Origin of the sequence: Sphingomonas sp. (assembly GCF_039594485.1) — a bacterium.
In the GTDB taxonomy this organism is placed as follows: domain Bacteria; phylum Pseudomonadota; class Alphaproteobacteria; order Sphingomonadales; family Sphingomonadaceae; genus Sphingomonas.
Genome location: NZ_JBCNNI010000023.1, coordinates 1 through 12,707 on the forward strand (window position 1 = coordinate 1; position 12,707 = coordinate 12,707).

At 64.4% G+C, this 12,707-nt stretch carries 11 protein-coding genes and 1 pseudogene; 4 read left to right on the top strand and 8 right to left on the bottom strand.

Annotated elements, in window-relative coordinates; genetic code table 11:
- Positions 1–424: pseudogene (locus ABDV78_RS12345) on the top strand (hypothetical protein); the annotation flags it as partial.
- A gap of 120 nt (positions 425–544) precedes the next feature.
- Here ABDV78_RS12345 and ABDV78_RS12350 read toward each other — a convergent pair.
- The 3 genes from ABDV78_RS12350 to ABDV78_RS12360 form a co-directional block, all read right to left on the bottom strand.
- The gene (locus tag ABDV78_RS12350; RefSeq protein ID WP_343527681.1) at positions 545–1,645 is read right to left on the bottom strand and encodes a hypothetical protein; all 1,101 of its coding nucleotides are present in this window, start codon (positions 1,643–1,645) and stop codon (positions 545–547) included.
- Between the two features lie 100 nt (positions 1,646–1,745).
- Positions 1,746–2,282: a hypothetical protein gene (locus ABDV78_RS12355; RefSeq protein ID WP_343527682.1), complete on the bottom strand. Its 537-nt coding sequence runs from the start codon at positions 2,280–2,282 to the stop codon at positions 1,746–1,748.
- On the bottom strand, positions 2,279–3,115 hold the full coding sequence (locus ABDV78_RS12360; protein WP_058716267.1) for an SPFH domain-containing protein: 837 nt from the start codon (positions 3,113–3,115) through the stop codon (positions 2,279–2,281). Before ABDV78_RS12360 ends, ABDV78_RS12355 begins: the two co-directional genes overlap by 4 nt.
- Positions 3,116–3,895: 780 nt before the next feature.
- Between ABDV78_RS12360 and ABDV78_RS12365 the strand changes: the two genes are divergently transcribed.
- Positions 3,896–5,683 (top strand): DUF3857 domain-containing protein, encoded by a 1,788-nt coding sequence (locus ABDV78_RS12365; RefSeq protein ID WP_343527734.1) that lies wholly within the window; start codon positions 3,896–3,898, stop codon positions 5,681–5,683.
- Between the two features lie 355 nt (positions 5,684–6,038).
- Here ABDV78_RS12365 and ABDV78_RS12370 read toward each other — a convergent pair whose 3' ends face one another.
- The 5 genes from ABDV78_RS12370 to ABDV78_RS12390 all read right to left on the bottom strand — a co-directional run bounded on the left by ABDV78_RS12370 (position 6,039) and on the right by ABDV78_RS12390 (position 8,897).
- Positions 6,039–6,242: a hypothetical protein gene (locus ABDV78_RS12370; RefSeq protein WP_343527683.1), complete on the bottom strand. Its 204-nt coding sequence runs from the start codon at positions 6,240–6,242 to the stop codon at positions 6,039–6,041.
- Positions 6,223–6,798 carry a GDSL-type esterase/lipase family protein gene (locus ABDV78_RS12375; RefSeq protein ID WP_343527684.1) on the bottom strand — a complete coding sequence of 192 codons (576 nt, stop codon included), beginning with the start codon at positions 6,796–6,798 and terminating at the stop codon, positions 6,223–6,225. Before ABDV78_RS12375 ends, ABDV78_RS12370 begins: the two co-directional genes overlap by 20 nt.
- 33 nt (positions 6,799–6,831) lie before the next feature.
- Positions 6,832–7,131, bottom strand: coding sequence for a hypothetical protein (locus ABDV78_RS12380; RefSeq protein ID WP_343527685.1), 300 nt, complete (start codon positions 7,129–7,131; stop codon positions 6,832–6,834).
- A gap of 82 nt (positions 7,132–7,213) precedes the next feature.
- On the bottom strand, positions 7,214–7,867 hold the full coding sequence (locus tag ABDV78_RS12385) for a nicotinamidase (RefSeq protein WP_343527686.1): 654 nt from the start codon (positions 7,865–7,867) through the stop codon (positions 7,214–7,216).
- 49 nt (positions 7,868–7,916) lie between these two features.
- A complete protein-coding gene (locus tag ABDV78_RS12390) occupies positions 7,917–8,897 on the bottom strand; it encodes a hypothetical protein (protein WP_343527687.1) in 981 nt (326 codons plus the stop codon).
- A gap of 500 nt (positions 8,898–9,397) precedes the next feature.
- Here ABDV78_RS12390 and ABDV78_RS12395 point away from each other — a divergent pair, with 500 nt between their 5' ends.
- Positions 9,398–11,899 carry a MobA/MobL family protein gene (locus ABDV78_RS12395; protein ID WP_343527688.1) on the top strand — a complete coding sequence of 834 codons (2,502 nt, stop codon included), beginning with the start codon at positions 9,398–9,400 and terminating at the stop codon, positions 11,897–11,899.
- A gap of 135 nt (positions 11,900–12,034) precedes the next feature.
- Positions 12,035–12,670 carry a hypothetical protein gene (locus ABDV78_RS12400; RefSeq protein WP_343527689.1) on the top strand — a complete coding sequence of 212 codons (636 nt, stop codon included), beginning with the start codon at positions 12,035–12,037 and terminating at the stop codon, positions 12,668–12,670.
- The last annotated feature ends 37 nt before the right edge of the window (positions 12,671–12,707 follow it).

Below are 12,707 nucleotides of genomic sequence, written 5' to 3' on the forward strand. Positions count from 1 at the left end.
GCGCTTGGCGGCCGAACGCCCGACCAGATATACTTCGCACAGCCGCTTCTCGCAGCGGCATGATCAACCAGCGGCAATCCACTTATTCACGCCGCGAGCCTGTGCAGACAAACCGAGCCACCTCTATGCATCGCGCTTGATCGTCATCAGCTATTCGAGGCTGACGTCTGATCCAGCCGGTACGATGAAGGGGCTTTACGACGCGCTGGGCGAGATGCCATTCGCCCATGATTTCGACCACATCGCCTATGCGCAGGACGAGTATGACGTCTCGCTCGGAATGCCAGGACTTCATACCATCAGGCCGACGGTTTCTGCCAAATCATACGCGCCGACCCTGCCCCCAGATCTGATCGCGCGCTATGCTGAGGCGAACTTCTGGGATCGACATCGGACGACTGGCGTCGGTCCCGTTGTTATCTGATCGAAGGGCTTCACATGACCGATATGAATGCCTTCTCACGCCGTCCCGGCTGACCGCGCGGACGGTATGAATCAGTGTTGAAGAGGGGGCAGGCGAGAGCCATAAATGTCGCGATATGGGTCAGTGCAGCTTCGTTCCGCCGATCGCGGAAACCCCATCTTGATAGGATGACCGGGCCTTGACCGAAATTGTGCCATTGTCGGCATCATAGAGGACGTCATAGGCAAAATAGGTCAGCAGACCGGATCGAATTCGCGCGCCTTTGACCCTGGGATCGCTGACGACATTGAACCTCGAGGCTTGCGCTCTGCGACCTATGTCGAAACGAACTCCCATTGCTTCGGGGGCAGCGGCGCCTCCGAACGTCAGGCGCGCAACTGCTCCCTCGCTCCAGCCACCGTCGGCGTCATGATTGACCAGTTCGATCCCCGGCGCGCCGCTGTCGATCAGCGTCGTCGCACACATGGGTTCGCCACCTTCGCGCTGCAAACATGAAAGCACTGCGTCGTTCGATCGCGTTCGATGGGTGTCGGCCAGCGGCAGCGGCGTGAAACCCAGGACTTGCCGGTCGCTCGGATTGAGGATCAGGCGTCCGTCCGACATCTCGCCTGGTCTGGGAAGTTCGATAATCCAGCGATGTGCGCCAATTTCCTGAAACGGGTTGGGCAGGTTCGCGGTCGCCAGCCCTATGCCTAGAATCGCACGAAATCCCTGACCGGCCAAGCCGTTGCCCAAAATGCCAAACTCATGGCGATCGACATGCGTAACAGGGCAGTGCGGGCGAGCGGCACTGCATCCAATCGATCGAATGGCTTGCCAGCGCGCAGAGCTGTGGAGCGTGCCGACGGACACGTCCGAGCGTACGACAGGACCTTCGAGGGTGGTGCCAACAGCATAGCCGTATCTTTGTACCGGCCCGACTTCCTGCGTGACGGCAGGGTCTGTAACGCCTGGAAGCACCCTCAGTCCGACCGACCCAGTGTCCAGGCCGGCATCGATGGTGTGTCCGTTGACGCCGATGGCTATCGCATAGCGACGTGTCCCATCGGAAAGATCGACCTCGTGGATCGGAACCTCGACGGTTGCCGGTCTGGTCTGCGCTCTGGCGGGCAAAGTGGACAGTTGTGCACACGTCGCGAGGCATGTCGCTGCTATCAAGATGGTCTGTCGAACCAACGTCAATCCTTTCTGCTTTCCGTCGGTGAGGGGGGGGCGGGTCATTCTGCGCTGGCCCTGCGATCTGGCGGCGGATCGACCGAGTGAGCGCTCGCGGGTCGCGCATGCCAATGCCCTGACATCGACCGTGCAGCCGCCGTATCCTTCAGGTCAGCAGGATGCGGCGGGCGGCAAGCGTGTCCTGAATCTCGGCGACGCCTTCGTCGATATCCGCCGCCATGGCTAGCAGCGCATCGGCATCCTGACCGGCGACCATGGCTCGCAGCGTTTCGGCGCGACCGACGAGCAACTGGTCTTTCTCGACCAGCGTCGCCAATGTCTCGCGCTCGTCCCGATAGCGCTGCGTCATCCAGTCGTTTTCCGGCACCGGCGCGTGGCGGACCTGTCCCTCCAGCGCGGCGACGGTCTGCCCCATCGCCTCCAGTCGGCGCGCATCGGTGAGGATGCGCGGATCGGGGAATGGGCAGGCGCGCGTCGGCGGCGGTATCCTTTCCCGGCGGAACGTCCCTTCCGCCGCGACAATGGACTTGTGTGCCCCAGCCAGCAGTTCGCTGACCAACGTGCGGACTTTCTGGTCGTCCGCGCGTAGCTGCGTTTCCTCGCGGTAGAACGCATAGCCTGCCCCCATGAACAGGGTGAGGCCGATCTGCCCCAGCCGCCCGACATCGTAGAAGCTGCTCATCGCGGCGTGGTGCCCGCCACGTCGCCAAGCGGCAGCACCCCGGCCGCGGGTGCGCCGATGTTGAAGGGGAGGCCTGCCGCCGCATTGGGGGCCGATATCAGGCCGCGCTCCGCCATCTTGAGGGCGAGATAATAGCGTACGGCTTCGATGGGGGAGAGGCCGATCGCCTGTAGCGAGATCAGCTCGCGCATGCGGTCGTCCTTGGGCATGATGAGGACCTTGAGGTCGTTCAGCATGATGCCGTAGACGCGCAGGAAATCGCCGAGATGCTGTTTCACCAGTTCGCGAACCTCGGCTATATGCTCGTTGATATCCTCCATCCGCGTGACCTGGATCACCTGGTTGATCGCCTGTTCGATCGCGGGACCGGCATAGGCGGCGACTTCGTTGGTATCGATCTCCGTGCCCGCAAACGGCATATGGGTGATGAGGTCGAGCGCTTCTTCCTTGGAATCGATGTGGATGTAGTAATCGACGACATAGGCCATCTCGGCCATTTCGGCTGACATGGCGACGCCTTCGTTGCGCACCAGCAGCTTCGACCGGTTGATATAGATGACCTCATACTGCCATGGTGAATTTCCGCCGAAAAAGCCTTGGGCAATCGACCCCAGGATGGGCGCGTTGGGCGTTTCCAGGGCATATTGCCCGGTATCGTAGACGTTGAGCACGGCGCCCCGCGATTTCAGAACGCAGAAATGGTTGCTTTCCACGGTGAGCAACGATCCCGACACGATATTGGCGTCGGCGACTTTCATTGCGACGGTGCGGATTCCAAGGGCATCGGTGCCGTCGGTGTTGAGCGTGCTGATGACTTGACGGGTCAGGGCCATGTGGCATTCCTCGTGCGGGCGGTGGACGTCGAACTGGTGCGTGAAGGTTGCTCCGACACCGGCGTGCAGATGCCGGGCCCGGTCATCGTGGCGAGCATGGCAGCGCAGGCGTCGTCCGGCCGTGGCGGCAAGGGATCATCGGATGGATCGGGAGACTCTGCTGTCGCGTGCCTGCGCGTGACGGGCGGTGCGGGGCGGGGAGCGGGCCCGAAGGGTTTCGGGGATCGCGGAGCCGGTCGAGACGGACGGCCAGCCGCAGCCCGGCGATATGTTTGGACGATCGACCCGGCGATAGCGGCGATCAGGATCATATGGATTATGCCGTCCATAAGGATCTCCGCCGTTTCCGCGCTTCGGACCGGATCGCCGCGCTTGATGCTAACATGATGGCTCCCATCGACGTGACAAGCGACTGAAGACGGGATGAAAGATGCTTTAAAAGCTTATGGTTTTTGATTGGTTCATATTAGATTGAATAATTTCACCTGAAATGTCAGGTGAAATTTCGAGCATAACGGGAAAATTCTGCGTGTTATGAATATTTAATCATAGTGACGTGCTCGTATCACAATATGCATCTTATCCCCTTGATCGTAGATCGTCTGGGGGCGGATTGTGAAAATTCCATCATCTCTTTTTGCGGCCGTTTCGCTATTTGCCGTGTCGGGTGCTGCGCGGGCGCAAGATGTGCCGAGCTTTTCCATCGGTGGACCAGAGGCTTGGGTGAAATCGGTCCCTCTGCCGGTCGAGCCGGTGCGCCCCGGCTATGCGCCGCATCATATGCTGCTGCGCGATAATCAGGTCGCGTTCCTGCCGGATGGTACCGTGTCCTTATTCTGGACCGATACGAACCAGGTCGTGACGCCCGACGATCTGAGCAAGCTCGGCACGATTTCGATCACCTGGAACCCGGAAACCGACATGCTGCGCATTCACCATGTGCTGATCCACCGCGGTTCCCAGGTCATCGATCTCCTGAAGGATCAACATTTCACCGTTCTCCACCGCGAAACCAATCTCGAGCGCGCGGCGATCGATGGGCGGCTGACCGCCACCTTGCCGATCATTGGCCTCGCGGTCGGCGATATCGTCGATATCAGCGGCACGCGCACGCATCACGACCCCGCGCTTGGCCGTCACCATGAGGCGCGGTTGAATCTGTTGCCCGGGACGATGCAGACCGAGATCGATGCCACATGGAATAAATCTATCCCGATCCAGTGGCGGGTACTGCCGGGTGTTCCCGCCCCGGTCACCAGCACCAGTGGGAAGATCGATACGTTATCGGTCAGCGCCACGAATCTGGCCGACCCGCACCTGCCCAAATTCGCGCCCGAGCGGTTTCGTCAGGCGGATGCGATCCTGTTTTCCGACTGGCATGATTTCGCGGAAATCAGCGCCGTGATGGCGCCGCTATACGCAAAGGCGTCGACGCTAAAACCCGACGGCGCGGTCGCGGCGGAGGCGACACGTATCGCCCATGCCACGGCCGATCCGGTCGCGCAGGCCGAGGCGGCGCTGGCGCTGGTGCAGGAACAGGTGCGCTACCTTTTCGTCGGACTGAACGACGGCGGCTACGTGCCCGCGGCTGCTGACGACACATGGACGCGTCGCTACGGTGACTGCAAGGGCAAGACCGTGCTGCTGCTCGCGCTGCTGCACCAACTGCATATCGATGCGCAGCCCGTGCTCGTGGCGGCGGGCAGCTTCGGCGACGCGATCCCGAATTTCATGCCTGCCCCCGGTCTGTTCAACCATGTCCTCGTCCGCGCCACTATCGACGGTCGGACATATTGGCTGGACGGCACGCGGATGGACGATCGGCATCTTGCCGATATCCGCACCCCGTCATTCCATTGGGGCCTGCCGATCCAGCCGGAGGGCGGAGCGCTGGTCGCGATGATGCCGCCGCCTGCCGACAAGCCGATACGCGACACGTCGCTGCGGCTCGATGCCTCGGCCGGTCTCGACAAGCCCGTCGTCGCGCATGCGGAGGTGACCTTTCGCGGCGATGCCGCGCTGACGATCCGGCGGCAGCTCGCAAGCCTGTCCACCGAGCAGCGCGACCGGACGCTGCGTCAGGTGTTCGGCAAGCGGTTCGACTATATCACCCCGACCGACGTCCTGTCTCGCTTCGACGCATCGAAGGGGGAGGAGACGCTGGTGCTTAACGGGACCGCGGCGCTGGACTGGACGGACAACGCGCTTGAGCTCACGGGCGTGCAGATGGGCGAGTCGGTCGATCTGTCGCGCGAGCCGGGCGCCCAAGCCGACGCGCCCTATGCGTTGCCCTATCCAAACGCACAACGGTTCCGCGAGACAATCATCCTGCCGGACGGCGGTCGCGGCTACACGCTGGATCCCCTCGCCTTCAATCAAACGATTGCCGCTGTCGCGACGCATCGTGAGGGGCGCATCAATAACGGGGTCGTCGAGCTTGAGACCGACACCAACACCCTTGCCCCCGAATATCCCGCGTCCGAAGCCGCCGCAGCACAACAGTTGCTCCGCCACCAGCTGCGTGAGCACGTTTATTTACATCGCCCCGGGACAGGCGGTACGTCCTGACAAGGCGGCGGATTTAGGCTGGCAGCTTGCGGTGTGGGGTGATCGTTGACCCGCTTGCTGGCCGACACGCACCGCCACTTCGGCGGCCGCACGCATCGAGGTGAGGGTGAGCAGGCCAGCCGACCCGACTGTTCTCCGTGTTTAAAGGTCCGTATTGGACATCGGTGCCGCGTCACGGCGATCGCCTCGTCAGGGTCGTCGCGCGGGCGAATGAGCGCTCGTTCGGCCGGACGGCTATTTGGCGCCGGTGTTCTGCATGGACGAACTCCAGCAGGTCCTTGATCACTACGATGGCGTTTCACCACCTCGGCATTGAAATGTCGGGAACCATGCCCGTAGGGTGCGCCCGGGTCGTTCAGCGAGGCCAGACGTCGTGATGCGCGTCGATGGCGGTAGCGATCCTGTCGGCGATCACCACATCGTCGGCGGTCGACGGATGCGCGTGGCAGCCGGTGAAGGAAAGCCCGTTGACAGGCACATAGTCGACCCGCTTGTCGCCCAACGCGCGCAGGGTCGCGGCGACCTTGGCCGCTTCCGCCTCAATCTCGCCCTTGGCCATTTCGGTTGCCCAGAGCACGATCAGCGCATGCGGGTTGCGCGCGCAGGCCCTGCACGAAATGGACATAGGTCGTCTCGAAATCAGCGTGCAGCGCGTCGCGGGTCGCCCATGTCTCGCCGGAATGGAGCGGGGTGGTGAAGTCGTTCGTGCCCAGCGCGATGACTATGACCTGCGGCCGCCAGCCGGGCTCGTCCGCCCGCATGCGCTTGTCGAACAGCGTGAAGGGGTAGGCCTGCGGCAGTGTGTCCGCCGCGAAGCCGTTATAGTTGCGCACCACGCCGCGGCCGGAGATGGCGTTCACCTGATAGTCGGCCCCGTAACGATGCGCGAGCGTGGGGCCGAACGCCCGCGACGTGTCGGTGGTTGTCCAGACTTCGTCCTGCGTGCAGTCGGTTTTGGTCGCGGTGTTGCCGTAGCCGACCGTGTGCGAGTCGCCGATGAATTCGATGGTGCGGGTGCGGGGCGTGACAGACGCAGTCCTGGTGCCGGCGTCGGCAAAGAAGCCGCCGAATGTCGTTGGCTCCGCCCGACTTTCCGAGGCGACCTCTAGCCGCAAGGCATGCCGACCGGGTGTCAGGCCTGCGACGCGCTACAGACCGGGCCCAGGCTTTACAAGGGTGTCGGCCGGGGTGCCGTCGACCAGGATATGCAGCGCGACGTCGCCCGATCCGATGCGGAACAGTGCGGACCGGCCATCGAACGCCGTCTCGAAATAGGAACCGGGCCATTGCCGTGCGAGCGCTCCGGGCTCGGCGGGAGCGGTTCGGCCCCCGACATGCTCGACCAGCGGCCGGAGCGTGCCCGGTTCGGCCGCTGGCGCGACCGTGACACCCGGCACGGCCGAGGCGAGCAGCGAAGCAATCGCGGCGAGAGAGGATGCAGTCGGCATGGGGCGGCAGTCCGCGGGATCCGGGAAAAGATGGTGTTCGGTGCCCTGGCACCGAGCGCGTGAATATGAGCCTTGTTGCGGGTTATAGTATGCGGACGCCCGCCGCGCGGAACTGGGTTTCCGCCGCATCGACCGTGGTCCCGCCGCTTATCGGCATCGCGATCGCGCGCGTGAGGTCCTTCAGGATCATGGCCTCAAAGCCCTCGCGCCGGGCATCGAGAGCCGACCAGGCGACACAAAAGTCATAGGCCAGCCCTACGAACACGCACCGTCGCACCTGCTTGTCATGCAGATAGCTGGCTAGACCGGTCTTCGTCGTCCTGTCGTTCTCGAAAAAGGCGGAATAGGAGTCGATCGCCGGATTGCTCCCCTTGCGGATGACGATTTGGGCGTGGGCGATGGAACCCTGCACGTCGGGATGAAACCCCGCGCCAGCCGTTCCCTGAATGCAGTGATCGGGCCAGAGCACCTGTTCGCCATAGGGCAACGTGATAGTAGCGAATGGCTGCCGACCGGGGTGGCTGCTCGCAAAGGACAGGTGCCCGGCGGGATGCCAGTCCTGCGTCACGACCACATGCCGGAAACGCGGGGCGAGCGCGTCGATCCCGGCCATGATCCCGTCTCCTCCCGCCACAGCCAAGCGGCCGCCGGGGCAGAAGTCGATCTGCGGGTCGATGATGACCAGCGCATCCGAATGGGTGATGGACTCGTCCCCGGTGAACGGCTTGATATTCATGAATGCCCTTTGCCAAGCTGTCGGGCCGCGTTCATATCCGCTTGCCCGGTCATTGTCGCACCGGACGGTAACCCACCAGACCGGCATCCGCATCGTACAGATAGTCGAGCCGGTTCAGGATATGCGCCCCTGTATTGACGAAGGTCGGCCGACGACCGATCCCCGCCAGCGTGATGCGGGAGGGCGCGGCCGGATCGGCTGACGCGCCCGTGACAAACGCGAATTTGAGAGGGGCTGCCGAATTCCCCGGTGTCAGATCGATGCTGACCGGCGCGCCGGACGGGATCGTCGGTGTGCCATCGATGCCGGCCAGGCGATCGGGCGGCATCGTCAGGAACATGCCGGTGATCCCCGTATCGACAAGAACGGTGCCGCAGGCGGGCTGGCCCTCGCCCAGCGAGATGCAGGCGGGCGGCGCGCTCCAGTCGGTTCCGCTGGCATCGCGCACCAGCTTTACCATGATGAAGTCTGTGTCGGCGGTCCCCAAGCGAATGCCGTATCGGGTGACGACATAGCGATGCGGTAACCCCTTCGGCTGAGCGACGTTGAGCAGGGGATTGCGGTCGGACGTCGCGCCGGGCTGATGATCGTGTTGCCGCCCAAAGCCGATGCCGAGCATCGCGACATGATGGGGATGTCGTTCGGGCGTGCATCGGCGTGCGGCGGGCATGCACGCGATCTCATCCACCGCCAGAACCGGCATGGGGGCCGTCACGATGCGCCCCCGCTGGCCCGCAATCGTCAGCGAGGTAACAACCCATCGTCCGCGCATGATGCGCCCCGAACTGGAATAGGTCAGGTTGCCAGCACCGAGTGTGGGCAACCGGTCGACACCGGCAATGGCGGAGGCGGACAGCAAGACCCCGGTCGAGCCAGTATCGACGACAGCCGCGCGGAAATCGCCCCCATCGGTTTTGACGGACAGCCGCGGCACGTCGATCAGGGCGCCTCCACCAGTGGTATTCAGGAAGTCCAACTGGACGGCGGACTGTCCGGCGGCGTCCGTCGGTCCGCCAACGAAAGCAATCACGCCTGCGATCAGCAAGGGTAGGATTTTGCGCAAAGCGGTTCGCCTCCTGCCATGGGACCGACCTCAATTCCTGTCTGGGGTGATCGTATAACGGTCAACCGGATGGACCATCAATCGGTCGCCGGATTTCGTCATAGGCAAAGGCGTTCACCATGCCACTGGAAGCCTCACGCAGCCGCCTTTGGGGGGCTCTCCAAGGAAGAGCTTGGGTTGTACGACATTCTAACGAATCCAGAACCGAAGCTGACGGTCCAATCAGCGCCAGCCTCAGCATTACCAGAAGGGAGGAAATTTAGGCGCAACAACGCAAATCGGCGGCCGGGCCGCCAATTTGCCGGTGTGCGCGCTCGTTCAGGAGCGACCGAGCGCGGTGTCCTCCAGCCGCACGCGGCTTCCGGAAGGCGGGTGGGGGGTACTTGTCGGCACCGTGCCGATGCCGGACACTATGAGGCATGACCGGTCCTGGCCTGCCCGACGAACAGCCCGTCTTCGCGCATCATGTGCGCGCGCTCCTGGCGCGTCAAGCGCAGGCCGACCGGGATCTGGTGGGAGCGTCGTACCGGCGTGGAGGCAATCACCAGCCCGAGGCGGAGCCGGGACAATCGCCAGCCCGTCGCAACGCGGATGCGCTCGCCGCAGCGGTCGGCATCGACTTCCACCGACCCAGCCCGATCCGGCGGGGTAGCCGCCAGACCGGTGGCGGCCGGGTGCCGCACTTCGACATGAAGCCGATGGGCATGGCTCACGTGCCGACAAGCGGAGACGGAAAGGTTCACCACCGTTTCAAGGCCAAGGTCACGGAGGGCGAGCATTTCGACTATCTGCGGGACGGCGCGAAGGTCACGATCATCAGCCATCTCGACTATATCCGGCGCGATCAGGCGGTCGCCAATCTGGCGGAGGACCTCGTCATCGACATGATCGACGAGCAGGTGATCCGGGGCGGGATGAACGCCCGGGCCATCGTATCCAACATCGCCGGCAGCCCTGAGCGTCAGCGGTCGTTGTTCGTTGCCGCCGAGCAGAGCGAAAGCCAGCCCAGGGGCCACCAGCTCACCGCCTCGACCGCCGATGTCAAAACATATCATCGGGTGGCGGGATTCGCGACAAGTCCGCCCTGGCTGCGTGACATGAGCCGCAGACTGAAGGCTGCGCGCCGGGAAGCCGAAGCCGAGGCGGCGGCCAAGGGACGCCCCTTCAAGGACCGGCAGGTCGTCGTCGCGGATGTCACGCCCGAGCAGGCGTTCGACCGGCTGACCTGGTTCGATAAGCATCCCGGCTTCCCCGCGCCGCGATGGCGGCAGGGGCGCACGGGGCGCAGTCACTATCGCTTCGTGCAGGAACTGCCCGCCGACGCCAAGCCAGAGCAGCAAGGTCAGATCCTCCGCAACATCGTCGCCATGCTGGCGGCGGATGGCTGGATGGCGGTGGGGGTGATCCACCAGCCCGATCAGCACGGCGACAAGCGCAACTTTCACATCCATGTCGACGCCTATGACCGCCCGGCGAAGTGGATGGACAAGGAGGGCAAATGGGATTTCGAGGTGGTCAAGCGCAAGAACGGCAAGAACACCCGGCCCTACCGTCAGAACAAGGTCAGCTACCGCGCGGAGCCGGACGCCAACGGAAAGCGCGCCAAGGTCGATACCGCCGAGCTCATGCGCGGGCGTGTCATCGACATCGTCAACGCGGTGATGGGCGAAGAGCGCTACCTCCATGGCACCTATGAGGAAAACGGCATTGCCCTGACCCCGCTCGAGCACATGGGCAATCGCGCGACCGGCCACGAGCGGCGTGGGGTCGCGACGGAGGTCGGCACCCGCAACGCGCGGCGGATCGTGCACGATGAGCTTTCCGCTTGCGATAGGAAGGCGGCCGCTGCGACGGACGTGCTGGCAAGGGACATGGCGCTGATCCTGCCGTCGATCGGTGACCAGCCCGACGCGGTTGCCGCCGCCCGGCGGTATGAGCGATTGTCCCGCCGACTGATCCAGCGCCGCCATGACATGGACGTCGCCGATGTCGTGGTGGCGGCATCGCGATCGCGGGCGGAGGCGGTGATCGCAACGCTGGAGCCGGGGCCCGGCCGCCGGACCAAGCCGCGCGCTGGCGACGGTGCGCTGTTGGAGGCGGCGCATGCGCATCTCGACTGGGTGGCGCAGCATTCGCCCTCCGACAAAGAGCGTGCGGCGGAACGGCAGCGGCTCGCCCGGATCGAAGCGCAGGTTGGTGCCGCATGGGACGAGGTCGCGGCGGCGATTGCGACAAAGGGCCAACGCACTCCTGCGATCACCTATGTTTCCTCACGGACGGCGCCCGCCGCGACGAGGCATCATCCGGATTATGAAGAGCAGGTGCGTGGACGCTTTCGTAAATGGCTGACGCGGCATGGACGAGATGAGGGGCGGCTGGTCTTCGTTGGCGACACGGTGAGCTTGGCACCGGATCAGCCGAAGGCGATCGACCGGCTGATGCGGCTGTTCGCTGGCGAGGAGGAATTTCAAAATTGGCTTATCGGCGAACGGGAGCGGCGGGCCGATCAAGCCGCGGCTGATGCCAAGCGGCAGCGCGACAAGCAGGCAGCGCTGCAACGCGCCGAGGCGGCCCGTCGCAAGCAACAGGCCGCGAAGGCGGAAGCGGGCAAGGTTGTCAGAACGATAGCGCCGCCGGAGAACCGTGCGCGGCCAGCACCTGTCGTTGCCGACATGCCCGCTGCCCAGCCTCGGGGCAGGCCGCCCGTGCCGGAAAGGAAATCGCCGCCCAAACCTGTTTTCTCCGCTTCTGTCGATTACCCCGCTACCCAGCCCGTCAATCGACAACCGCCTGATCCGCCCGTTGTGACCAAGGCCGATCCACAGCAAGAGGAGGAACGCAAGCGGCAGGTGCCGCCCAGGCCCGCCCTGCGGGACAGGCCGAACGGCCCACCGCCAGGTATCCGGAGCAAGGGGCCGGACGACGTAGCGCCGCCCCAGCGCCCGATGGATCGCGGCTCAGAAAGATAATGACGGATTTCGGGCCGCCCCGATCGATGCGATCGGCCAGAAGGAAGGAGGGGGATAGCCTGGCGGCTGCACCATGATGGTGAAATGGACCTGAAGGCGACGCGAGCAGCCCCGCGCCGCCGGACTGGAAATGATATGAAGACCAAGACGAACGTGGTGCCCGGCTGGCTGAGCCCGAGCGCCGTGATGGACATGCTTTTCGATGTGCGCGAGCCCGGGTGCGAGGAGCTGGGCTATGCCCTGCTCCGCCCCCGCGCCAAGCAGAAGGCGAACAGCGCGGCCGCGCTGCTCCGCGCCAAGATGGCACCGGTCGAGCCGACCAGCGCCTCGCGCGCGACCGCCTGCGGCATCCCGGTGACCGCCCGCCAGCATCGGCTCGTGCTTGCCCGGGGTGTCGGGGACATGGCGTTGGCGCCGCTGCTCGACGATTATGATCGCGCCGTCCGCCCGCACCAGCGGCTGCTCGCCGGCGTGCTGACGATGCGCGGTGCCGTGACCCAGCCGATCCACGACCTGTTCGACATGGCGACCAGCTACGCCGCGATCCATCTCGCCTGCGGCCGCTCGCTGACCAGCGTGGTCGTGGCCCATGCCCCCGGCGATGAACTCAGCCGCGCGCTGCCGCACGTTCATATCTGCATGCTGGCGCGCCAGCACACGCCGAGCGGCTGGGCCGCGGAGCACCCCGATCTCGCCGACACGACGCACCGCATGTGGGCGGAAGAATGGGGCACTTTCCGTGCCGGATGGGAGCAAATGGTCGCCGCTTGAGCAGGTGGACGGGGCGGCGACGGCCGCCCCGTTTGAT

Bases quoted from the DNA above. Each gene is read 5' to 3' on its own strand.
- ABDV78_RS12350 (WP_343527681.1), bottom strand. From the start codon at position 1,645: ATGACCCGCCCCCCCCTCACCGACGGAAAGCAGAAAGGATTGACGTTG.
- ABDV78_RS12355 (WP_343527682.1), bottom strand. From the start codon at position 2,282: ATGAGCAGCTTCTACGATGTCGGGCGGCTGGGGCAGATCGGCCTCACC.
- ABDV78_RS12360 (WP_058716267.1), bottom strand. From the start codon at position 3,115: ATGGCCCTGACCCGTCAAGTCATCAGCACGCTCAACACCGACGGCACC.
- ABDV78_RS12365 (WP_343527734.1), top strand. From the start codon at position 3,896: ATGCTGCTGCGCGATAATCAGGTCGCGTTCCTGCCGGATGGTACCGTG.
- ABDV78_RS12370 (WP_343527683.1), bottom strand. From the start codon at position 6,242: ATGGCCAAGGGCGAGATTGAGGCGGAAGCGGCCAAGGTCGCCGCGACC.
- ABDV78_RS12380 (WP_343527685.1), bottom strand. From the start codon at position 7,131: ATGCCGACTGCATCCTCTCTCGCCGCGATTGCTTCGCTGCTCGCCTCG.
- ABDV78_RS12385 (WP_343527686.1), bottom strand. From the start codon at position 7,867: ATGAATATCAAGCCGTTCACCGGGGACGAGTCCATCACCCATTCGGAT.
- ABDV78_RS12400 (WP_343527689.1), top strand. From the start codon at position 12,035: ATGAAGACCAAGACGAACGTGGTGCCCGGCTGGCTGAGCCCGAGCGCC.